This window comes from Bartonella sp. WD16.2, assembly GCF_002022505.1.
Taxonomy (GTDB): domain Bacteria; phylum Pseudomonadota; class Alphaproteobacteria; order Rhizobiales; family Rhizobiaceae; genus Bartonella.
In genome coordinates, this window is sequence record NZ_CP019781.1 from 1035481 (window position 1) to 1061457 (window position 25977).

A 25977-nucleotide genomic window follows, 5' to 3' on the forward strand; every position below is an offset into this window, starting at 1 on the left:
TCCAAACATTTCTGTACCAAACACCATACTATAAATAGGTATTTATATTTGCTAAAATGACATATGTACCAATATCACGCTGAATTCAAATTTAACTTAAATAAAAAAAACCCGGCTGAAGAATTTCTCAGCCGGGCCAGACAATCTAGGGATCCACGCGGGGGAGGGGGAGAGGTTCCCCGATTGTCTTATTACATCAACCATTATAATCGCTAATGCAATTTTTCTACAATGAAATAAAATATTTTAAACAACAAGAAATTCTCACCATCTTAATTAAAAAAAGAGCAAAAAATAGCCTTAACCTTTGTAAAAATGGAAAAATTTAGGCAAATAAACATTTATAATGATCCAATTTGAAGCATTTTTATTTCAAAGTGTGTTAATAAAATTCTTCTTAATAAGTTTAATCTTTAGTATAAGATTACGAGAAATAATTTACTGCAGCAAAAGTCCTAAAATAACAAACAGGTCTTATAGATCACATTTCAATAAACGAGCAAATATATCAATTAATTAGACAACTCATCACAACAAAAACCTTTAATACCCTGCTCTATTAAATCAAGCGCCTATACTTTGCGAAATAAAAGCACAGATCTTAGATATCTTCAAAAAGTATTATACTGACAAATTAGGAGTACAAGTATCTATATAAGAAAAGCAATGTTAACGGGCGAGAGGTTTATAATTGACACGTTTAAGATTAATAGAATCTGGACCAAGACGACGAAGTTTATCAGCTTCATATTCGGCAAAATTACCTTCAAACCATTCCACATGACCATTACCTTCAAACGCCAAAATATGAGTAGCCAACCGATCAAGAAACATACGATCATGCGATATCACAACTGCACAACCAGCAAAATTTTCCAGTGCATCTTCTAACGCACCTAATGTTTCTGTATCAAGATCGTTGGTAGGTTCGTCAAGAAGAAGAACATTACCTCCGTTTTTTAAAAGTTTAGCTAAATGAACACGATTGCGCTGTCCTCCCGATAAATTTGCTACCTTTTGCTGCTGATCTGAACCTTTAAAGTTAAATGCACCACAATAAGTACGGCTGTTCATTTCATATTTGCCTAACTTAATAATGTCATCTCCACCAGAGATTTCTTCCCAAACAGTCTTATCTCCCGCCAATGCATCACGATTCTGGTCAATATAACTCATCTGAACCGTTTCCCCAATGCGTATTTTACCTGAATCAGGCTGTTCTTGCCCTGTTAACATTTTAAATAAGGTAGACTTCCCCACACCATTGGCACCAATAACTCCCACAATCCCACCGGCAGGAAGCTTGAAAGAAAGAGAATCAATTAATACACGCTCACCATATGCTTTCGATAAACTATCAACTTCAATAACAACCTGTCCCAATCTTTCACCAACTGGTATAATAATTTGCGCATCCCCAGGACGGCGTTCACGCGCAGCCTGAACCAATTCATCATAAGCCCTAATACGAGCTTTTGATTTTGCTTGGCGCGCTTTTGGACTGGAAGCTATCCACTCCTTTTCGCGGGACAATGCACGTTGACGAGCAGCTTCTTCACGCCCCTCTTGTGCCATACGTTTAGCTTTAGCACTCAAATAAGCAGAATAATTTCCTTCATAAGGAATACCTTTACCACGATCTAATTCTAATATCCAACCCGTCACATTATCGAGAAAATAACGGTCATGCGTAATCAGAAGTACTGCACCTGGGTACTCACGCAAATGCCTTTCAAGCCAAGCTGTAGTCTCAGCATCTAAATGGTTTGTCGGTTCATCTAGAAGCAATAAATCAGGTTTTGATAAAAGCAATTTACAAAGTGCAACACGCCGCCTTTCACCACCTGAAAGTTTAGTTACACCCTCCTCCCCTGGCGGGCAACCAAGAGCGGCCATAGCCATTTCTACTTGATTATCTAAATCCCAAAGATTTTGGCTGTCAATAATATCCTGAAGTTTAGCGCTTTCATCGGCTGTTTCATCACTGTAATTCATCATCAATTCATTATAGCGATCTAAAATTGCCTGCTTATCTGCAACGCCTTCCATCACATTACCCCACACATCCTTGCTTGAATCAAGAACAGGCTCTTGCGGAAGATAACCACAACGCGCTCCTTCAGAAAGCCACGCTTCTCCTGTATATTCTTTATCCAACCCACTCATAATACGTAAAATTGTCGACTTACCTGCACCATTTGGCCCTAAAATACCAATCTTAGCATCTGGATAAAAAGATAAATGAATATTTTCCAAAATTTTCTTATTGCCGTAAATCTTATTGACTCCAGCCATATGATAGATAAATTGACGTGCCATAAATTTCTCTTTGATATTATACGAGATTAAAGGTAAGAATTTCGAAGGTATTATTTTCGCTTTTCTTAAATTTCACAATTAGCAATACTTAAATAATGCTCTAACAGTTTTATGCTTTATATTGATATATTTTTTCTAATCTCACAAGCCCTAACTTTGCGCTCCAAAGGCAGGAAAACACTATCTCAAAGTACAAAAAGAAAATATACTTAAGCTATATTTGAATTATACTATTAGATCTCTTTTCTCCATACCAGATAAAAACTATATTTTATCATATTAAATAACCTATTAGTGCAACACAAAAACACAAGAAAAGCCAACTCTCTATGCACTTTTTTTACCTTACAGACTTTACATCATACCCTCCTCCTCCCCTTTTTATCATTTTGATGTCATAAAAATACAATGATCCCCGCTATGTTACTTTATATGATTAAATTGCAAAAAAATAAGAACACATTTATAGCATCTAATGCTCTAGTTAGCTTTGCATCAACACATAGTTTATCGCTAAACAGCGCATTGCTTTGATCCACAGTTACAAATTAGCACAAAATTACAAAAATTATCGTAACAACTGATCTATTCATTTCTTTTGGCTTAAGCACAAACATTGACCAAATCATCTCAAAACTTTAAGACACAACACAATCTTTAAAAGGCTACAACAAAAAAATCACCTACAGGAATAAATTTATGGAAAAAAAAGCCTTAATCGTTATTGATGTACAAAATGATTTCTTACCAGGAGGAGCACTTGCAGTCCCACAAAGCGATATTATTATACCTGCCGTCAATGACCTTATAAACCGTTTTGATCATGTCATTTTAACCCAAGATTGGCACCCAAAGGACCATTGCAGCTTTGCTTCTTCCTATCCTCACAAATCTCTTTATGATACAGTTAAGCTTGACTACGGATTTCAAACACTTTGGCCCGATCATTGTGTACAAGGAACACAAGGAGCAAAATTTCATACGTCTCTCATGGTTGGTAAAGCACAACTTATCCTTCGAAAAGGTTACCATCAGAAAATTGACAGCTGTTCTGCTTTTTTTGAGAATGACCAAAAAACGCCAACAGGCTTACAAAATTACCTCAAAGAGCGCGGTTTTACACAATTGATTATATGTGGTTTGGCTACTGACTTCTGTGTGGGATTTTCTGCACTTCACGCCGTAAAATGCGGCTTTAAGGTGAGTGTTTCACTGAACGCCTGTGCCGGCATTGATCTAAATGGATCATTAAATACAATGCTTAAAACTATGAATGAAACCGGTATAGAGCTCTTAATGACGTTATAAATCGCTTCCCTGCCCTGTTTTGTGGTAATAAACAGAAGAGTTTTTAGTAGAATCTGCATCTCAAAACAATAAATTATTTGGGAGATAATGTTTTATGTTTAAAGCGAATGGAGGAACAAAATGCTACACCAAGAATACACGCGCCAATAAGTCCTGTTAATGCTTCAGGTACCGGTATAATAATTTGTATATACATAATCATTGCAAGTACCAAAATTGCGTAAAAAGCACCGTGTTCCAAATAGCGGTAATGCAACAATGTTCCTGTTTCAACCAACATGATCGTTATAGAACGTACATAAAATGCACCGATACCAAGACCAATTGCAATAATAAAAAGATTATGTGAAAAAGCAAAAGCACTTATAACACCATCAAAAGAAAAGCTAGCATCCAGAATTTCTAAATAAAGAAACGAGCCCACTCCTCCCTTAGCGATAGTAACTAAAGTATTTTCTCGGGAATCCAAAAGTGAACTAACTGCTTCAACCACTAAAAATGTTAAAAGCCCATAAAGCATAGAAAATAAAACAGTCAGCTTATTTTCTGTTGTAGTTTGCCCTGAGAAAAACAACATCAGAATCAAAACAATAGTAATATCAACTCCAACAAATGAACCAAATTTTTGAGCTGGTTTCTCTATAAAGGCTAGCCAATGCTCCTTTTTTTTAGGATCAAAAAAATACTTTAAACCAACCATCATGAGGAAAGTTCCCCCAAAAGCGGTAATACTTACATGAGCATTTGTTAAAATTGCAGCATATTGATGTGGCTCCCATAGTGCCAATTGGACTGCTGCAATTGGATTAATCCAAGCTGCACAAGCAACAATCAATAATGGAAAAATAATCCTCATACCAAATACTGCTATTAAAATACCCCATGTCAAAAAACGACGAGACCATAGCTGATCCATCCTTCCAAGGATACGCGCATTGATAATAGAATTATCAAAAGATAAAGAAATCTCTAAAATTCCCAAAACACAGCAGATAAAAAAATACTTAAAAAAACCAATGAGACTACCCGTCTCAAACCAACCAACAAATCCACCCCAAAAGACACCAATAATTGTGAAGAAAAAAGCCCATCTAAAATAGCCTAATAGGGCCATGATCATGCCTCAAAATTCATCTCTTTAATCTATCCTGGTACTCATCATATTGAAAGATCACAAGACTGAAAGATTACATCTATCGATAGTACAACGAATGTACACTGTAAAATTTATATGGAATCTCTCCTCAAAAAAACAAGAGAAAAATCAAAAAGCCTATATCTCTTCCAATAAAAAGGTTATTTCTTATAATAATAAAATACAAAAATTAAAATTTAATCCAAATATTTATTAAATATTTAAAAAAATAAGAGGAATAAAAGTCAATAAATATTGACATTAGGTAATGAGATATTCATACATTGTGTGCTTTTATTAGCATAAATAAAGCTCATACCATGATGATTTACTGAGGGAGATAATTCATGGCACGTCCTGAAACTGAAGCAAAAACTGTATTTGGAAAACGTTTACGTCACATACGCCTCGCTTTAGGCGATCCGTCACGTGAAATATTAGCTAAAAATTTTAGCATGACAAAAAATTCTATCGCCTTTTATGAGCGTGGAGAAAGAGAACCCAATCTTAGCGTATTACAAGCATATCGCACGTTGTACGGAGTCAACATTAATTGGCTTTTAACTGGACAAGGAAAAATGTTCGACACCGAATGTACTAGAAGTGAATTTGATTGGAATTATTTTATTAAAAAAATTGAAGCAATTGAAGATATTCTTACCAAAAATGATCATAATGATACAATAAATCAAAAAAAGATTGAAAATTCTTATGAAAATTACAGCAATATCTTCTAACACAAGGTATATCCAATGGTCTCAATCCAAAGGCAATTACTTCTCTGGTCAATATAAAAGCAAATATGGCCAACTCTTATGCTCTTAGTTTGTTTATCGATTTACTTATTCGAAGCATATCACACAAAGAAACAACCGCTAACTAATAAGCTTTATTTCAAATAAAAATAGCCTAAACTTTATCAACCTGGAAAATAGTATTTTGCTTTTACTATATTGATAAAGTTTAAGCTGTTTTAAAATTTTTTCTGTTTATCCCTACCTAAAAAATAACCAGCCTTATCCCTTTAAAAAAGACCCCCCTTTCATTTTTTATTTTTATAATAGCGGTTTTTAACCCATATTTTAAAAAGAATTGCTGTTCCTAAATATGTTTCATGTTCACTAAATGAATACTTATGAATTTTTCAATTTTCGTTTCATTAATATCATAATCATTCATATAATTTATTTTATAGATTCGATAATAAAACCTTACTTCTACTTTTTATAGCACATAAAAATGCATATATTATGAATGATAAAAGAAAGACTTAGTTATTGGAGTGAGCATCTTTAAAAGTTAATAGCTTTATTTAAAATACCCCCCTTCCCTCAAAAACTTTTGAAATTTAATAAAATTATACGTTTTTGTGCGAAAAATAGCAGAGGAATATATTGCAATCAACTAACAGAATACAACAAGCACTTTATACCAAAGTATTAATCAGAAAACTTAATCAAATTAATCACAAAACTACAAAAATATGCTAGATAGGAATCAAAAAATCAACAAAATAAGCAGCTATGCACATCTTTACTTTAAAAAGATATTTTAACTTACTAGATAACTTCTAAGCCCAGAAGACTATTATAATATAATAAAATCAAGGGTTATAAATCAAAAAAAGGGAATGGTGGGCCCGGAGGGACTCGAACCCCCAACCAAGCGGTTATGAGCCGCTGGCTCTAACCAATTGAGCTACAGGCCCTACAGGCCATTTTTCTCTAAACTAAAATGTCTTATAATACAAGAGACTGCTTGAATTATAATTCACTTTTTTAAGTTTCTCTCATTTTCTATCTCTCAGTATCTTAATTCTTTACAATGATTCCCAAAAATGGAAAAGTAAAAATTTATAAACAAAAGGAGTAAAAATGAATATGACACAAATAATTTTCCAGCTAAGAAATACTAACCTAATTAAAATTTTCACGTTAGCAGCATTAACATTACTAACCACTTCATTCTCTGTACACGCAGAAGAATGTACAATGAAAAATTCAACTATTGTAGTTACTGCAACAGGTGAAAGCCAAGCAACACCAGATATGGCAATTATCAATCTATCTATTGTTACTTATGATAAAACCGCTCAAAAAGCATTAGCGGACAATAATAAATTTATGAATAGTGTTGTGGACTCTTTAAAAAGAATAACATTCAAGAACATGACTTGCAAACATCAAATTTGTCTATTTATCAGTCTAGCCCAGATAAACAGCAAGAACAAAAAAACAACGAAAACCTCTATGAAGTTTCCAATTCTTTAACAGTACGTATCCGCGATCTCGCTAACGTTGGTAAAATATTTGATCAAGCAATATCTCTTGGTATTAATTCTGTTCAGGGAATTACCTTTACCAATGCCGATACAAAACCCTTTTATAAAGAAGCGCGTCAAAAAGCTATTGCTGAAGCTATTGAAAAAGCAAAAACTTTAGCACAAGCAGCTAATTTAAAATTGGGTAAAATCATTGAAATTAATGAAAATAATAATAGCTTTCATCCAACACAGCGTTTAAGCAGAAGTGCACAATTTGCAAGCTATGCAGATACAAATTTTTCAAACGGTGAATTGAACTATAATGTCAGTGTCACTGTAACATTTTCTATCGACTAAATAAGGTATCGTCGTTAATTCGTACATAAAACAATACATAAAAAATTGTATCACCAGCCCTCATATAAAATGCCGGTGATATACTGAAGATAAGCCTCGTCAGATGATAATTCATTTTCGTGAACTTCAATCTTCCCGTGTGCAGAGAATTGTGCTTGATGTACCGTTTGGCGATTTCCTGATATAAGTGGATGCCACCAATGAAGGTCTTTCCCTTCATTAATTAACCGATAAGCACAATTTTTTGGCAGCCAATGAACTTTTTTTACTGTTGCAATATCCAATAATACACAATCCGGAACTATTGATTTACGATGAGCATAATTTTGACACTGACAAGTTTCCATATCTAAAAGATGGCAAGCAACGCTAGTTGTATAAATATAACCGGTGTTTTCATCTTCTACTTTATGCAAACAACAAAAGCCACAACCATCACAGAGACTCTCCCACTCAACAATGGACATCTCTTCTAATTTTTAACTTTCCAAAAGGGAGCCTCTTTACTCATAAATCCGACTATACTCTTTATCTAAAAATAAGAAATTTACGCAAAAACGCAAATAAAGTACAATGTCGCCCCTGTAACATTATACATCTCTAAGCTAGCCTAATACCACCCATATTCATTCTACTCCCAATAATCTTCCCAAAGATTAATTCAACAAAGATAAAAGACATCCTTAGAAAAAATCTCATACAAAAAACACCTTATAAAGATATCATTATCACAAATGAACTTAAACTCAAAAACAATACCTAATTGTAAATACTTTACAGATTACAATTACTAACAAAAACTAAACAAAATTTTCATTACAACTATAACTTGTATAAACCATTTTATGAATAGTTTTTATAAAAAAGAGATTTTTTGTGTGTCTACCTATAATTTGACACACTTCAATATGAAGCATACTCAACACCATCTCCGCTGGAGTCAAACTTCACCTACATGTACAAATAACACTTTTTATGACACCATTTATTTCTTTTTATTTCTTTGCAGATCATTTCCATGATTTTAAACTAGTTTTTTCACGAGAGCGTAGTAATAAATATTTAAGTCACTATATTGCTTGCACAATGAATCTTCTTGAATTATTCAGTATGCTTTTTATCCTTTTTAAAAAGTTTTTCAAAAATGACACAGTAAATTTTACATCACAATAAACGGTACATTTTCGAAATATGCTGTAACATCATTAAGAATCAAGAAAACTGCGTAATTTCCGTGAACGGCTAGGATGCTTTAATTTACGAAGCGCTTTGGCTTCAATCTGGCGGATACGCTCACGTGTAACTGAAAACTGCTGACCAACTTCTTCCAACGTGTGATCAGTGTTCATCCCAATACCAAAACGCATCCGCAAAACACGTTCTTCACGCGGCGTTAGTGAAGCAAGTACGCGAGTTGTTGTATCTCGTAAATTAGCTTGAATGGCTGCATCAATCGGCAATAACGCGTTTCTATCTTCAATGAAATCACCTAAATGAGAATCATCCTCATCACCAACTGGTGTTTCAAGTGAAATAGGCTCTTTTGCAATTTTAAGCACTTTTCTCACTTTTTCTAATGGCATAGAAAGCTTGCTAGACAATTCTTCCGGTGTAGGCTCACGCCCAATTTCATGTAAAATCTGACGTGATGTACGAACAATCTTATTAATAGTTTCAATCATATGAACAGGAATACGAATGGTGCGCGCTTGATCAGCTATCGAACGCGTAATTGCCTGACGAATCCACCATGTTGCATAAGTTGAAAATTTGTATCCACGCCGGTATTCAAATTTATCGACCGCCTTCATCAAGCCGATATTGCCTTCTTGAATAAGATCAAGAAACTGTAAACCACGATTAGTGTATCTTTTTGCAATTGAAATCACAAGACGTAAATTGGCTTCCACCATTTCCTTTTTAGCAATTGTCGCTTCACGCTCACCTTTTTGTACTTGCGTAACAATTCGACGAAACTCCCCAATTGAAATAGCAGTTTCTTGCGCAAGGCTTTGTATTTCACTGCGCAAACTTTGTATTACCTTGGCTTCACGAGTTGAAAATTCTTTCCAGCCAGACCCCGGCAAAGTCGCAATATAATTAATCCAATCTGCATCTAATTCACGGCCTTGATATTCTTTTAAAAAATCTTCGTGTCCAACTCCATAGTTGTTAGCAAGCCGCTTCAATTTACCTTCACTATGAACCAACCGTTTATTGATATCATAAAGCTGTTCAACCAACGCCTCAATACGATTTTGGTTCAAAGAAAGAGATTTTACTGCTTGAACTAAATCAGCTTTCAATTGAGTGCATTTCTTTTTTTGAGAAGCGGAAAGAGCATCCTCTTTACAATCTGCTAAACTGCTTTCAACGTGTTGATCTTGCAATTTTCGCAGTTTTACATACGTCTCAGCAATAAAATCTAAAGTTTCCATAACCTGAGGACACAGTTCATTTTCCATCGCTGCAAGCGATAAGCTAACTTCATCCTCCTCTTCATCTTCAACACCAATATCTGCTGCAAGATCATCTACATCATGCATATTAGAACACGGCATTTCCTCTTTTATTCTTTCCATTCCACTGCGTTCAATAGCAGGAGCCTGTTTGGCTTCTGGACCAGCATAAGTCATTTCAAGATCAATAATTTCACGAAGAAGGATACGCTTCTCATTTAATTCTTCACGCCATATAATTAAGGCTTGAAATGTTAAAGGGCTCTCACATAACCCTGCAATCATTGTTTCACGCCCTGCTTCAATACGCTTAGCAATAGCAATTTCACCTTCACGTGAAAGTAATTCAACTGCTCCCATTTCACGCAAATACATGCGCACCGGATCATCAGTCCGATCTGTCGTATCACATTTCGATATTGTTGCAATTGATCGGCTGGTGGCTTCCACTAAATCACCACCTTCTATTGTAATTTCTTCCTCATAAGGTTCAGAATCGACTTCATCTTCATCATCTACAACATTAATCCCCATTTCAGAAAGCATGGCCAATGTATCTTCAATTTGCTCAGATGTAACTGATTCAGAAGGAAGAACTGCATTCAACTCATCCATTGTCACATAACCATTTTTCTTGGCGAGTTTAATCATCTTTTTGATAGCATCATCGGAAAAATCAAGAAGAGGACTGTCCAAACTTACTTGGCCCGTTTCTGCCACGCTATCTTTTTGTTTAGCCTTTGTTGCCATACCATTAACTCCACTTGATCACTACTAGATTTCACGTGACCAGCTTTTTGCGTTTTCATTTAGCGCGTCAACAATTTCTCATATGCATTTTATCTTAGGATAAAATCCTCATTTTCAAAGACACACTTTAACATACGCTTTTACCCACATAAAAACGCGGGAAAACTCCAGAAGTTTCCCCGACACACTCAGCTCTTTTGAGATAATCTTTACACTCCATAGTAAGAATCAATTTCCGCTTTTTTTAAAATTCACTCGTCATTCTTCACAAAAATGCCGTCTCTTACAATAGATTTTTTTCACATTAGACTTTGGTGACTGATTCGCTTTAAAAAAGCGAATCATTTTATCTCATTTGGCTCACTCTCGTCTATTTCTTCATCAAACCAACATCCAAACCCTTCAATTAAAGCTTCTGTTGCTCGCATTTGCTCCAATTCAGTTTTCGTCTCACGCAGTAAATCAAAAACCTCATTTTTAGGATTTTCCATGAGTTGTTCCTCAATATCCTGTAATCTCTTATGTAGGTGGTGTTCTCGAAGATGCAAGTAGATAGCTTGTTTTAATACAGCACGAGCATCTTCTATGGGAGCTTTAGTAAAAGTAGTACGCATACCAACGCTTTGCACAAGATTTCTCATACGTTCTAAAATAGCTTTTTGCCCTTTTTCTTCTAAAAGCATAATCATGACTGTTTTATCATGAATCTGCTGGCTCCCAAGAATTTCCAGCATCGATTGATGAAAATTTATTAACTCGGTATTTTTTAATTCTAATTCAGAAAGAACCTCAAAATTCTCATACAAAAGATCAGGATAGTGAACTAAAATTAGTAAAATAACTGCCTCACGCAAAGGAATAGAATGCGGCAAATTACGCACTATATTAGAATTTTCTAAAGTAGAAAAAGACTGTCCTTTAAATATTCCATCTTTTTGGTTTTTACCATATCCTCCCACATTCTTTTTTTGTAAAAAAGGAGGAGAAAAAAAATCAAAAAGCCGTTTCTTTATATCTTGAAAATAATAACGACGTACATCTTCATCTTTAATCGTAAAGACCTCTTGTTTAAGTCTTCGTTCCAGTGCTGCTCGCGTTTCTGGTGTCTCAAAACGTTGTCCATAAGTAGCACGCCACCATAAAAGTTCAATCAGTGGAATTGATTTTTGTAAAAAAGAATTAAAAAGAGGAGCACCCCCAGCACGAATAATTTCATCCGGATCTTCACCTTGCGGCAATAAAATAAAATGTACAGATACCCCAACCCTTAAAAGGGGTAGCACACGATCAGCTACACGAAAAGCAGCTTTTAAACCAGCATCGTCTCCATCAAAACAAAAAACACAATCAGGTTCCATCTGCCATAAAAGCGCAATCTGTTCCTCTGTTAATGCTGTACCCAAAGGCGCTACCACTTTCTCAAAACCAGCCTTTGTTAACGCAATAACATCCATATAGCCTTCAACGACGAGAATAGAACATGCTTTTTCCTTTCCCATGAAATGTTTGCTTTTGCGAGCAGAAGCTGCATTGTAAAGCATATTCCCCTTATGAAAAAGTACCGTTTCAGGACTGTTGAGATATTTTGCTCGCACGCTTTTATCTAACGTGCGTCCTCCAAAAGCCACCACACGCCCACGAAAATCTTCAATAGGAAATATGATACGATTTCTAAATCGATCGTAGGGAACTGTAACATCCTCACCCGATATAAGAAGACCACAATCTTCCATCTGCTTTATTGAAACACCACGCATACTTAACGCTTCTTTTAAAGCCGTACGCCCTATTGGAGCAAAACCAATCCGAAAGCGTTTTATAAGCTCTGGCGTCACGCCACGTTCATTAAGATAATAAAGTGCCTGTTTTCCTCCTTTATCATGCAAGCTAGATTGAAAAAAATCCGTAGCCATTCCCATAACGTCATAAAGACTGGCTTTCTGCATTTCACGTTCATAACTTTGTGGATCAAGGAGAGGTAGTTTCATACCTGCAAGATCAGCCAAACGCTCTACAGCTTCTACAAACTGCAATCCATCAAGTTCACAAAGAAAAGTGAAAACATCACCGCTTACACCACAACCAAAACAATAATAACAGCCTTTACGATCATTACAGTGAAAACTTGGAGTTTTTTCACCATGAAACGGGCAGCAAAACCAAAAATCTCCTCGTGCGGGCTTGCTTTTTTGAGGATCAAATGTCACCCTTTGGCTAATAACCGTTGAAATTGGTAATCGGCTGCGGATCTCATCAAGAAAATCAGGTGGAAAACGCATTATATCTCACAGAGTTTTAAATTCTTTTTGTATGTTTAACTACTTTGAAGCATAATTCCAATACTTCTCTTAAATGGTTGACAAATTCCAAGTGATCAACCCTAAATAATTTGAGAAATGGAGATAGAAAAGTGACCGAATTTCTTGCTCAATATCCATTACTAGAGACTATTTCTTGGCTTATTATCCTTACTCTTATTGCTATTTTAATTAATATTTTAGTACGCAAATTGCTTATTCATAAAGCAAAACAGCTTTTTTCTTTTCTTCCGGCAGATACAACTAATGACACTGAGTACACCATTCGGCACATGGCTAATACTGCTTCAGCCTTTATTTTCTCAATCGGTGTTAATTTTATCCCTACATTACCTAATCCACTTAGTACCATTATTCGTAATGTTTCCAATGCTTTTATTATTTTTGTTATTGTCTTAATAATTTCCGCACTCCTTAATATTATTAATACCCTTTATGAACAACGGCCAACATCGCGGTTAAAACCAATAAAAGGTTATATTCAAATCGCTAAAATTGCGCTTTTCACTGTTGCCACTGTTTTAATATTAGCTAAATTGATTGACCGCTCTCCTCTTATCCTTTTTTCCGGTCTTGGTGCGATGGCAGCTGTCTTAATTTTAGTCTTCCAAGACACGCTTCTTTCCCTCGTTGCAAGTATTCAAATTTCATCTACTGATATGGTACGTGTAGGCGATTGGATTGAAATTCCCAATCTTGGTGCAGACGGAGATGTAATTGAAATTGCACTCCATACCGTCAAAGTTCAAAATTTTGATAAAACGATTACCATAGTTCCTATTCGTAAACTTGTAACCGATCCTTTTAAAAATTGGCGTGGCATGCAAGAATCAGGTGGAAGACGTATTAAACGGTCTCTTTTCATTGATCAATCCAGTATCCGATTCTATAGAGAAGAAGAACAAGAATACTTGATGCAATTTAATCTGTTAGAAAACTATTTTGCAAAAAAATTACCGGAAATTAATGAATGGAATGCTCAATTAGATAAAAACCGCGATATACCAGCTAATACTCGTCGCTTAACCAACATTGGAACTTTTCGCGCTTATGTTTTATCTTATTTACAAAATCACCCAAACATTACAAATAATATGACTCTCATGATACGGCAATTATCCCCTACACCGAATGGTTTGCCTTTAGAAGTCTATTGTTTTACGAACACCACTATTTGGATAGAGTATGAACAAATTCAAGCTGATATTTTTGACCATCTTTATTCCATCCTCCCTAGTTTTGATCTTAAGCTTTTTCAAAACCCAAGTGGCTATGATTTTGTTCACGTATTTGAAACCAAGAAAAACCGTAAGTCTTAATTATATGAATTCTTTTAATCGAACTACATTCTCAACATAACAAGGAAAGAAAAAGTATCAACAAATAGCTTATTGGTAATTATTCATCTTACAGATGGTATTTCTCTATTTCTTTAAGGTTACACACGCATGGTGTAAATAAAAATTGGTATGATAAGCGCTGCTATAAAACCTTTATGTGATAATGCGTTTTGCCTAATACCATCATCAGTTATCTTTCAACAGATTCTACCTCTGTTTGTTGTTGGTGGCAGTCGTAACTTATCTTTTACATTCCATTCTATTACAAGAATCATTGTTAATTAATTTTGCTAATTATGATCTTACTCATACCAAATTATCATCGTAATGGTCCTTAGCATTAATCCAAGTTCTTCTTTCATAATTCTATTTTAACGCGCAATGCTCCCTTTAATACTCGTCTTATCATATTAGGCAATTATCACATTGGGTAATTTACTCATACGTGGAGCTGGTTTAACCATTACTCTTATCTTATTCCTTTTTCCAACTACCCAATTACATAGTTGGACGACAATACTAATACTTAAATCATCAATGCCTACATTTGAAATTTTAATATGTTCGCCCTTCCTGCAAAAAAACACTATCAAGATGAGTTTAAAAAACAATCACTAAACTTATTCATATAAGTACAAATGCAGCCTGAAAAACTCCTGACTTAATAAATAAACAGCTCTTGATGATAATGTTCTTAATCGCCTAATTGCAGCGTTTCCTAATGTCATGTGTGAGAAGTGCTCCATATCTGTGATCTTGTTAATTATAATGCTGCAAAAAATGGAATTTTATGAAAATCCAAATCACTCCATCGTATATGAGCTTAATCAATTAATATTATATTGAACAAAAAACACACCACAATTAAACTTTACTTTGCACTCTTAGCAAGGCAAAAATTATCGAATGAAGAAGCTCTTCAAACTCAAAAACCTCCAAGCGCAATATCTAAAAATAGATCAAGAAGGAAATATTATTATTTACAATATGCTTGTTAAAAAAACAAAAAAATCCACAATTCACTCATAATAGTTGAAATGATCCGCCTTGTCCCCATACAACTGTTTTAGCTAATGTGCATATTGCATTTAATATTCTCATCTCATGCGATACCCATACTGTACATAATTTATTAGCGCAAAAAAATCAGCTCCGTAATTTAGAAAAAGAAATGAGCTTAAAAAATTCAAATACTTACATGAAATTAATATCCAAAATATAGAAATATCCAATTTATATCTTGATAGTGTGCATCATCTAAAACAAATTAATTCTCTTCTCTCTTCTATGGTCTATCCCATTTTAGAAGAACAGGAACTACCCCAAAGTTCTCGCTTCCATAACCTTTCTAAACAACAAGCAAGACTTGACCTTTAAAAAGCTTACCCTAACTAGAATTTACAGTTTAATTCAGGCAAAGGAGAGCGTAATGGAAGATGCAAACATCGGCTGGATTGCAGCCATTATCATTGGTGGTCTTGCAGGTTGGGCTGCACAATATTTCATGAACAGTCGAACAGGAATATTTTTAAACATTATCCTAGGAATTATTGGAGCGTCATTGGCTAGCTTTCTTTTTGGCCTTTTTGGTGTTACTTTTGTTGGTGTATTTGGTTACCTGATTTCAGGTTTCATCGGCGCCTGCATTCTTATATGGGTCGGTCGAAAAATCCGACCATAAAATGCTTAGTTTCAAAGGCACCTTTTGGTGCCTTTTTAAGCTATCCTAAAATTCTATCTTAGTTTTAAAAGTTATAATCTACCAGCTAAATACAGAAAGTAACCATTCAGCACAACGATTATCCTACTAGAATTAATATCGATTCATTAACGACTAAAACCTTAAAAGCGTAATCAATGATAAAATTTTGATGTAAATACGAAAAAAGAATATTTTTTCAACACACTAGCTAATATTCTCCAAAAGCTTGCTCTACATAGCAAATTACTTAAATACTAACCGTGTTTAGTATGAAATTACTGTATTCACATTCAAATCACTAGCGTTTCCTGCATGAAATAATGCAAAATAGTATAATATCAACAATCAAAATTCTTAAACTAAACTAAAATACGCTAATCATACTATTAAATTTTTTTATCGACAAAATACTAAAAACTATAGTCATAAAACCAATAATCCGTTTTTTATACCCATCTTAGCAGTTTGCTGCTTTTTATATTTCTACATTATAATTGAAAGCTTTATAATAGGCACTTTAACAATCTCTACCCATTTAGAAACATTAAATCATGTCGAGTACTAGAAACTCCATTTTACCACCACTAAAGTGGTTATCTGATCAAAACCTTTCAGTACCTATTACTATCAAAGATTGGCTGATGGAATCAGGCTCTATGACTCGTCGTTTGGAATGTTACTGTACTCAGATACATATTGAACCACAACGTGAATGCTTCATTACTTATGATGAACTAGAAGAAGAGGCCGAGCATTTGCCTGATACTACCCGTTATTGGCTGCGCGAAATTGTACTAATGGGAGATAATCAGCCTTGGCTTTTAGGGCGTACAGTAATCCCACAAGAAACTTTAGATGACCACAGTCAACTAACAAATTTGGGAAATGTACCTCTGGGACGTTATTTATTTAACAGTAAAGAATTAACCCGTGATTACATTCATATTGGCCGAAAAGATGCACTATGGGCGCGTCGTTCTCGTTTGCGGCTAGCAAACAAACCACTATTGTTGACTGAACTGTTTTTAACTGCTTCACCAATATACAAAATTAAATAAATAAGAAAAATCAATATCTTGAAAAGAAATGTAGTATACAATAAATAACAGACACCTTATCCATTGCCCTTCATCAATGAAAACTCATTAATTTAACTTACTTTTACCACGTCCTTTATAATATTTATATAGACGCGTGTTATTTATAATAACATACCATACTCTTTACTAGCTTAACGCCCTACTAGTTATAAAAACAGCTTGAGATATTCTTAGATCAGTTTGATAAACTTGTTTAAGTATTTATAAAACACTATCATTATAACCTTTAAAATCTACTTAATCTATGTAATTGTCTTTTTAAACAGAATTATAACTTACCCATTTTATATTACATAATTTTTTAACTCTTGTTACCTAAAATATCACAAAAACCTAATCACCTTGTATCCTATTAACTAGTAGAGAGATCGCAAGTAACAATCCCTTTTACTTGCATTTTAAACTTCAAGATATCAGTTTATTCATAAATACGTGTTGATTTCTAAAACAACCATTTTTGTTAAAAAAAGTATTTCTAGCTACCATCTTAGTTTTTTTTCACCATTATCAAACACTCTAAATACTCTGATATTCATTAATCACATAATATGCATTAAGTAACGTAGAGCAAAATATGTTCTCTCTTTCTTCTACAAAATCATTTGGAGTGCTCTATTAACCTAATCAATACAACATAAATTTATCCAATTTTGTTCAAATGGATACATACTCTTTCAGTACTCTTTAATATCTTACAATGCATAATAATAACAAAAGTCTTAGAAAATCTAAAATGGGGCTTTACCTATTTATGGAATATACTTATACTTTTAAAATTAAGCAAAACATTACAAGATAATATATAGCATCTGCTATGGCTGCGGTTTCCGTATGACGTCGAACTGTGAACACACACTATGACACAAACCATTCTATCTCCCAAACCTTGGTGTACGAGCAAACCTACAGCTCTTTTAGTATTAGCCGATGGAACCATTATTGAAGGTAAAGGTGCAGGAGCTACGGGTATTGTTGAAGCAGAAATATGTTTTAACACTGCCATGACAGGTTATGAAGAAATTCTCACCGATCCATCATACACTAAACAAATCGTTAATTTTACCTTTCCTCATATAGGCAATGTAGGTATAAATAGTGAAGATATTGAAGATCTTACACCAACCAATCACCATGGTGCAGTTGGTGCTATTTTAAAAGCAGATATTACTCAGCCCTCTAATTATCGTGCGAATGAAAACTTAAATCAATGGCTTAAAATGCGTCAAATCATTGCAATTTGCGGCATTGATACACGTGCACTAACTGTTCTTATCCGTGAAAAAGGCGCGCAAAATGCTATTATTGCTCACGATTTAAATGGCAATTTTGATCTCAGTGCTTTAAAAAAACGTATGCAAAAATGGTTAGGGATCACTAATCTCGACCTCACAAAAAAAGTGACATCACACCAGTTGATGGAATGGAGTGAAAAAGCATGGACTTGGAATCAAGGTTACGGTACAAATAGTAAATGCAATTTTCATATTGTTGCGATTGATTATGGCATTAAGCGCAATATACTCCGCCTTATGGCAACACAAGGTGCGCGTATTACTGTTGTGCCAGCACATACAAACGCAGAAGAAATTCTGGCAATGAATCCTGATGGCATTTTTCTTTCCAATGGACCAGGAGATCCATCTGCCACAGCCGCGTATGCAGTTCCAACTATAAAAAAACTAATTGACTGTAATATCCCACTTTTTGGCATATGTCTTGGCCATCAACTTCTTGCCCTTTCTGTTGGAGCTAAAACCATAAAAATGCATCAAGGACATCATGGAGCAAATCACCCTGTAAAAGACCTTACCACCGGAAAAGTGGAAATTACATCAATGAATCATAGTTTCACCGTAGATGCAGCGTCTCTACCAAAACACGTTGAAGAAACACATATTTCTCTCTTTGATGGCTCAAATTGTGGTATTCAGATTATTGGAAAACCAGTTTTTTCTGTCCAACATCATCCTGAAGCTTCCCCTGGACCACAAGACAGTCAATATCTTTTCCAGCGTTTTCATAATCTGATCGTAGAATATAAAAAACAGCTTAATTAATTTGAATTTCTTACCAAACATTGATCCCTTTACTACATTCAAACATACCGGCCTTTGAAATAACAAAATAGCTAAATTCGTTTATAGAATACAGGAGTTACATTTTATTGAATTATTTCGGTAAAATATCTCTAGGAAGTTCTTTTAGAGACTGTCTTACCGAAAAAGCAAATACTAAAATTGCTAAAAAAAGCATGCAGAAGCTCCCAGCAAAAGGTGCACCAGAAAAATGAAATACTGCATTTTTATGTGTAAATTGTTCAAAGAGAAATGTATAAAAAATGGGCCCAATTATCAAGCTTAACGAAGTAATGGATGTCATTACTCCCTGCAATTCTCCTTGTGCATTCGCCGGTACTTGTGCTGCAGCAATAGAACGTATAGGTGCGTGAACAAGATATTCAAGCACTGTACATACAAAAACGACATAAACCATCCACCCTTGCACCGCAAACATATAACCAAGCATAGCAATTAATGCAAAAAAGAGTCCTATCATAGTCATGTGCCAATCGCTCCAGCGCTTAGAAAAATATGGTAAAATAAGAACCATCACAACAATCTGGCCTACACCAAAAATACTATAAGACAATCCAATAGAAAATGTGCTCCAATCATAACGTTCTTTAGCAATAAATGCCCAAACACTCGGCCATACAGCTTCTGCAAGCCAATAAAGAAAAAAGCTAACAACATCCAAATAACTGCTGGGTATTGTCTAAGTTGCAAAAGTGCACCTAAAGGATTAGCACGCTTAATATCAAAACGGCGTCTATCATGCATAGCAAGAGTTTCTGGAAGCATAAACCACGCAAAAATAAAATTAACAAATGAACAAGCAGCTGCGAAATAAAAAGGCAAGTGCAACTCAAATTGGCCTAAAAAGCCACCAATAAGAGAGCCTATAATAAATCCTACTCCAAATGCCATTCCTATCATACCAAAATTACGTGTACGAGTTTTATCATCTGATATATCTGCTAAATAAGCTGAACAAGTTGCAAAGCTAGCACCACTTATCCCCGATAAAAGACGCCCAATAAACAACATAGAATAACTCCATGCTATAGCGCATATAAAATTATCAATAGCAAAACTGATAATAGAAATAAGCAAAATAGGACGCCGACCATAGCGGTCAGAAAAATTACCAATCAAGGGAGCAAACAAAAATTGCATTACTGAATAGACTGCCAGTAATATACCCCCATTTATGGAAACCTTACTAAGATCCTCTCCAGTCAAATAACGAAGATATTCAGGCAAAACAGGACTAACAATTGCAATACCAATAATATCTAATAACAGAGTAATAAAAACTATAATGAGCCCACTACGGATAAACTTCGGATCAAGCTTTCGATCTTTCACAGTATGCATATTTCTTCGCCCCTGTTTTTTAGACCTTACTTATTTTTAGAGCCGCCCAAAAACATAACTCGAGTTCCATATATAACAATAGCAAAATAAAAAAGGTTACGGAAAACATAAAAAATATAATATAAATTACTTATTACTAAATTTTATAACCATGTCTAAACTATTCACCACACGTAAGAAGTTTGAATAAATCTCAAAACTCCATAACCGTGTATGTTTTTTTCAAAACATTATCATTAATTTTGTTGCCCACGTTTAGTATTCTTACACCATCATTTTTGAAAAATCTTTTTTGTTGGTTAAATCAATCAAAATCTTAATGTAACAACCTTTGCAATTCTATCCATACAAGAAATATTAAAATTGCTATAAACCCATTGCATATTTATGCAGGTTATTTCTTAAAAGAACAATCAAATCCATACACAATAACGTAAGTTCAGAAAATACCGCAGTGTGCGATTTTGGTATCACTATTTAGTTTGGAATGCACCATTAAAATAAAAACTACAATCAGCCAAATAGTGATAAAACCAACAACAAAGATGCAATCTACAAATAAATACCAATATAAGTTCTTGCGAACACGTGTTATATCAGCAGAAAATTACAGCCAAGTATCTTTCTAGCAATGTTGAACATTTATCACCGTGTTTATAAAGAGAGCTCTATTTTGAACGTCATCACTAAAGAGAACACAATCAAAATCATCATCCAAAAATTTAATAAGGATAATCAGCATAAGCATGCTACAGTTATTGCTGCAGACAAACAGCTTAATTTCTATCTGTCTAAATTCTATTTACGATCAGCAGCTGTTTATATCTTCCAAACACGGTAGTCTTCAATACACTGATTTGAACGTGCTTTTTTCCAATGCATTATTGTCTTTTTTATCAAAAAACACACTTTCACAGCTATATAAAGTTTATCACAATAAAGAAGATATTGATTTCCAATTTTTATAAAAAAGCAATGGAAAAAACATTTTATGGATTACTTTCTTCGTTTATTAACCTATAAAGTGATTTTAGCCTTAAAATTTTCAATATTCTGCCTGCCACAACCGCGCACAGAAATTTGTGATAGGAAAAAACATGCCAAAACGTACAGATATAAAATCTATCCTTATTATTGGGGCAGGACCTATTATTATTGGCCAGGCATGTGAATTTGACTATTCAGGTACACAAGCTTGTAAAGCTTTAAAGGAAGAAGGCTACCGAATTATTCTAGTCAATTCTAATCCTGCCACCATTATGACTGATCCAGATTTAGCTAACGCAACTTATATTGAACCCATCACCCCAGAAGTAGTCGCAAAAATTATTGCTTATGAACGCCCCGACGCTCTTTTACCTACTATGGGAGGACAAACAGCACTTAATACAGCTTTATCATTAAAGCGTATGGGAATTTTAGACCGCTATAACGTTGAAATGATTGGAGCTAATGCTGACGTTATTGATAAAGCCGAAGATCGTGCTTTATTTCGCAAATCAATGGCAAAAATCGGTTTAGAAACACCGCGTTCTATGTTAGCCAATGCAACCGAACTCAAAGAAGAAGATCGTCGATTATACGAAAAAAGACGTAATGAACTGAAAACTGAACTTTCCGGTGACGCACTTGAGCAAGCATTAGAAAAACTTGATCACAATTGGTATCATACAGAAGCTGATCGTAAACAACGTTATATAGCACATGCCACAGCAAAAGCAGTTCAAGCTCTTGATATTATTGGCCTTCCAGTTATCATTCGCCCTTCATTCACGCTTGGTGGCACAGGCGGTGGTATCGCTTATAATCGATCTGAATTTTATGAAATAATTGAACGTGGTCTTGAAGCATCTCCCACAACGGAAATTCTGATTGAAGAAAGTGTTTTGGGGTGGAAAGAGTATGAAATGGAAATTGTCCGCGATAAACAAGATAATTGTATTATCGTTTGTTCCATTGAAAATATTGATCCTATGGGTGTCCACACTGGTGATTCTATTACCGTTTCCCCTGCTCTTACCTTAACTGATAAAGAATACCAAATCATGCGCAATGCCTCAATTGCCGTATTGCGTGAAATCGGCATCGAAACCGGTGGAGCTAATGTACAATTTGCTGTCAATCCCGAAAATGGTCGTTTAATCGTCATTGAAATGAACCCACGTGTTTCACGCTCTTCAGCACTTGCTTCAAAAGCAACAGGTTTTCCAATTGCCAAGGTGGCAGCCAAATTAGCGGTTGGCTATACACTTGATGAATTAAAAACGATATTACGGGTGGTATAACACCAGCGTCATTTGAACCCTCTATCGATTATATTGTCACCAAAATCCCTCGTTTTGCTTTTGAAAAATTTCCCGGTTCATCACCTGTCTTAACCACTGCAATGAAATCTGTAGGGGAAGTCATGGCAATTGGTCGTACTTTTCAAGAATCATTACAAAAGGCGCTCCGTGGACTTGAAACAGGTCTTACCGGCCTTGATGAAATTGAGCTTCCTGAACATGCTGAAGGTGATGAAAATAATTCTATACGTTCAGCTATCGCAATACCAAGTCCTAATCGTCTACGTTATGTGGCTCAAGCAATGCGCATGGGCTTACCCTTAAATGAAATCTACCAAATAAGCAAAATTGATCCATGGTTTTTAGAGCAAATAGCTTCCATCGTTGAAATGGAACAGCGTATTCGCATTCACGGTCTTCCTCAAGACGCAGACAATCTACGTATGTTAAAAGCTATGGGCTTTTCGGACGCACGTTTAGCTAACCTTACAGGACAAGAGCCAGACAATATTGCTGCTCTACGTAAATCACTTAATGTTAAACATGTGTTTAAGCGGATTGATACTTGTGCCGCTGAATTTGCTTCACCTACAGCTTATATGTATTCAACCTATGAAACACCTTTTGCAGGGATAACATGTTCAGAAGCATATGTTTCCAAACGCAAAAAAATTGTCATTTTGGGTGGAGGTCCAAACCGCATCGGCCAAGGAATTGAATTTGATTATTGTTGTTGTCATGCCGCTTTTGCCTTGCGTGATGCAGGCTTTGAAGCCATCATGATTAACTGCAACCCCGAAACTGTTTCGACCGACTATGATACATCTGACCGTCTTTATTTCGAACCTTTAACAACAGAAGATGTTTTAGCTGTTTTAGAAACGGAACAAGAAAAAGGCGAGTTGATTGGAGTTATCGTTCAATTTGGTGGACAAACACCGTTGAAACTAGCAAATGCATTAGAAAAAAATAACATTCCCATTTTAGGTACTTCACCTGATGCTATTGACCTAGCAGAAGATAGAGATCGCTTTCAACAATTATTATTTAAGCTTAACTTAAAACAACCAAAAAATGGTATTACTCATTCAATTGAACAAGCACGTCTTATCGCTCATGACCTAGGATTTCCATTAGTTGTACGCCCTTCTTATGTTTTAGGTGGACGTGCCATGCAAATTATTCGTGATGAACGCAGCTTGCAAAATTATCTGCTTGAAACAGTTCCTGAATTAGTTTCAGAAGATCTCAAAGCCTGTTATCCTAACGACACAACAAAGCAGATCAACACATTGCTGAGTAAAAACCCACTTTTATTTGATACCTATCTAACACAAGCTATTGAAGTTGATGTTGATTGTCTGTGCGATGGTGAAGAAACACTGATTGTTGGCATTATGGAACATATTGAAGAAGCAGGTATCCATTCTGGCGATTCAGCTTGTTCTTTACCCGTAAACACACTTTCACGTGAATTGGTCTCTGAATTAGAGCGTCAAACTAAAGCATTAGCACAAGCACTTCATGTTGTGGGCTTAATGAATGTACAATATGCCATCAAAGATAGAGTGATTTATGTTTTAGAAGTCAATCCCCGTGCTTCGCGTACTGTTCCATTTGTTGCAAAAACTATTGGCCGACCAATTGCTAAAATTGCTGCACGTATTATGGCGGGAGAAAAACTTCATAGTGCACTTCAAGCTTACGGTGAATTACCTTCTACACCCCAAAAACAGCATATCACCGTCAAAGAAGCGGTCTTTCCTTTCGATCGTTTTCCTGGTGTAGATACGCTGCTTGGTCCGGAAATGCGTTCAACTGGAGAAGTTATGGGAGTCGATTACGAATTTGCACTTGCTTTTGCTAAAGCACAGCTTGGGGCTGGTGTTGATCTTCCATATGAGGGAACTGTATTTGTTTCCGTGAAAGATGAAGATAAAAAACGTATCCTCAAGTGCGTCAAACGTTTAACTGAGCTTGGTTTTTCTGTTTTAGCAACAAGCGGAACACAAAAATTTCTGGGCTCCCATGGTGTCAAAGCCCAAAAAATTAATAAGGTGCTAGAAGGTCATCCTCATATTGAAGATGCCATTCGCAATCGGCAAATCCAATTGATTTTTAATACAACAAATACAGCCAGTGCCATTTCAGACTCTAAATCATTACGCCAAGCAACACTCATGCAAAAAGTACCCTATTACACAACAATAGCTGGAGCTGAAGCCGCAGTACAAGCCATTGAAGCACTTAAATCCAATTATTTAGAAGTACGTCCGCTACAAAGTTATTTTGCTTAAGATTTGAACTGCACTTACAAAACATAACGTTTATTACTTCTTACTCACCTTTTCTTTGCATAAAAATAGTGATAAGACTTGTTTCTTATTCAAAAGTCTTTTATCATTATTGCGATCGGATTTTCGGTTACGTGACTTTTTTCCTGTGCATACGCATTTTTGACAAAACTTCTCCTGCCTAATTTCGATTTATAGCCATATTGAAAGCTCTTAGCTTCAATATATGATAACATTTTATATACAAGGAGTTTCCTATGTCTACAGGAACAGTCAAGTGGTTTAATACAATAAAAGGTTTTGGTTTTATCCAACCCAATGATGGGAGTGCAGATGTATTCGTACATATTTCTGCTGTTGAACGCTCTGGTTTGAGTAACCTTAATGAAGGGCAGAAAATTTCTTATGAAGTTGTTCAAGATCATCGCTCAGGAAAATTTACTGCTGGAAATCTTGCAGTTCTTTAAATTCAAGCTTATTTTGTTTTTAAAAATCTCGTCTTCACAGACGAGGTTTTTATTTTTTTAAATATTTTACCTTGATAAAATAACGAATATTTGCAGCATTTTTGTACTTACCTTAAAATCTGCTCACAATTATTCATAATTTTTTTGTGAAAATTCTTAAAAAAATAATAAAAAACACGGAAAATTAACTAGAAAAATTTCAAGTGTAAATCGCTCTCTCACTTATAAATGATAGCACTGTTTTATCAGAAAAATTCAAAGTAAACTTCTTGCATTATTCCAGATAAAAGAAAACTTTCTGCACATTTGCTTTTTAGATATTCTTCCAGAATTTCAAAATAAAATTATATAATCTGTGCCTAAAATAAAATTTTCTAAGAGTTTTCTTGTAGTTTTTTATCGCTTACGACATAATCCTTTATTGGAGTATCTATTATAAAACA

10 protein-coding genes, 1 tRNA gene and 5 pseudogenes are annotated in these 25977 nt (G+C 35.0%); 9 read left to right on the forward strand and 7 right to left on the reverse strand.

From position 1 onward, the window contains the following. Positions 1-669: 669 nt before the first annotated feature. Entirely contained in the window at positions 670-2319 is a 1650-nt protein-coding gene (gene ettA, locus BWD162_RS04440) for an energy-dependent translational throttle protein EttA (protein WP_078705608.1), read from the reverse strand. A 699-nt stretch (positions 2320-3018) separates the two neighbouring features. On the opposite strand from ettA, the gene pncA reads away from it, so the two are divergent. Then, complete coding sequence (gene pncA / locus BWD162_RS04445) at positions 3019-3627, forward strand: bifunctional nicotinamidase/pyrazinamidase (RefSeq protein ID WP_078705609.1); 609 nt, start codon at positions 3019-3021, stop codon at positions 3625-3627. Positions 3628-3700: 73 nt separating this feature from the next. Here pncA and BWD162_RS04450 read toward each other — a convergent pair whose 3' ends face one another. Continuing rightward, the gene (locus tag BWD162_RS04450; RefSeq protein ID WP_078706141.1) at positions 3701-4741 is read right to left on the reverse strand and encodes a DUF475 domain-containing protein; all 1041 of its coding nucleotides are present in this window, start codon (positions 4739-4741) and stop codon (positions 3701-3703) included. Positions 4742-5109: 368 nt separating this feature from the next. On the opposite strand from BWD162_RS04450, the pseudogene BWD162_RS04455 reads away from it, so the two are divergent. Then, positions 5110-5645: pseudogene (locus BWD162_RS04455) on the forward strand (helix-turn-helix domain-containing protein). Between the two features lie 748 nt (positions 5646-6393). Here the strand turns inward: BWD162_RS04455 and BWD162_RS04460 are convergent. Continuing rightward, positions 6394-6470 (reverse strand) — tRNA-Ile (locus tag BWD162_RS04460). 172 nt (positions 6471-6642) lie between these two features. On the opposite strand from BWD162_RS04460, the pseudogene BWD162_RS04465 reads away from it, so the two are divergent. Continuing rightward, positions 6643-7382, forward strand: a pseudogene (locus tag BWD162_RS04465) (SIMPL domain-containing protein). A gap of 50 nt (positions 7383-7432) precedes the next feature. On the opposite strand, the pseudogene BWD162_RS04470 reads toward BWD162_RS04465, so the two are convergent. The 3 genes and pseudogenes from BWD162_RS04470 to dnaG all read right to left on the reverse strand — a co-directional run bounded on the left by BWD162_RS04470 (position 7433) and on the right by dnaG (position 12870). Then, positions 7433-7893 (reverse strand): annotated as a pseudogene (locus BWD162_RS04470) (YcgN family cysteine cluster protein). Positions 7894-8587: 694 nt separating this feature from the next. Further along, complete coding sequence (rpoD, locus tag BWD162_RS04475) at positions 8588-10591, reverse strand: RNA polymerase sigma factor RpoD (protein ID WP_078705610.1); 2004 nt, start codon at positions 10589-10591, stop codon at positions 8588-8590. A 341-nt stretch (positions 10592-10932) separates the two neighbouring features. Next, positions 10933-12870 (reverse strand): DNA primase, encoded by a 1938-nt coding sequence (gene dnaG / locus BWD162_RS04480; RefSeq protein WP_078705611.1) that lies wholly within the window; start codon positions 12868-12870, stop codon positions 10933-10935. Positions 12871-13001: 131 nt separating this feature from the next. Between dnaG and BWD162_RS04485 the strand changes: the two genes are divergently transcribed. From BWD162_RS04485 to carA, 4 genes are all read left to right on the forward strand, one after another. Then, positions 13002-14228, forward strand: coding sequence for a mechanosensitive ion channel family protein (locus BWD162_RS04485; RefSeq protein ID WP_078705612.1), 1227 nt, complete (start codon positions 13002-13004; stop codon positions 14226-14228). A gap of 1450 nt (positions 14229-15678) precedes the next feature. Then, positions 15679-15930, forward strand: coding sequence for a GlsB/YeaQ/YmgE family stress response membrane protein (locus BWD162_RS04490; RefSeq protein ID WP_078705613.1), 252 nt, complete (start codon positions 15679-15681; stop codon positions 15928-15930). Positions 15931-16502: 572 nt separating this feature from the next. Next, positions 16503-17009 (forward strand): chorismate lyase, encoded by a 507-nt coding sequence (gene ubiC / locus BWD162_RS04495; protein WP_194284849.1) that lies wholly within the window; start codon positions 16503-16505, stop codon positions 17007-17009. Positions 17010-17908: 899 nt separating this feature from the next. Beyond that, positions 17909-19108 carry a glutamine-hydrolyzing carbamoyl-phosphate synthase small subunit gene (gene carA / locus BWD162_RS04500; protein ID WP_078705615.1) on the forward strand — a complete coding sequence of 400 codons (1200 nt, stop codon included), beginning with the start codon at positions 17909-17911 and terminating at the stop codon, positions 19106-19108. Between the two features lie 112 nt (positions 19109-19220). Here carA and BWD162_RS04505 read toward each other — a convergent pair. Next, a pseudogene (locus BWD162_RS04505) lies at positions 19221-20488 on the reverse strand (TCR/Tet family MFS transporter). A 1097-nt stretch (positions 20489-21585) separates the two neighbouring features. Here BWD162_RS04505 and carB point away from each other — a divergent pair. Continuing rightward, a pseudogene (gene carB, locus BWD162_RS04510) lies at positions 21586-25070 on the forward strand (carbamoyl-phosphate synthase large subunit). Between the two features lie 254 nt (positions 25071-25324). Continuing rightward, complete coding sequence (locus BWD162_RS04515; protein ID WP_078705616.1) at positions 25325-25534, forward strand: cold-shock protein; 210 nt, start codon at positions 25325-25327, stop codon at positions 25532-25534. Positions 25535-25977 lie beyond the last annotated feature (443 nt).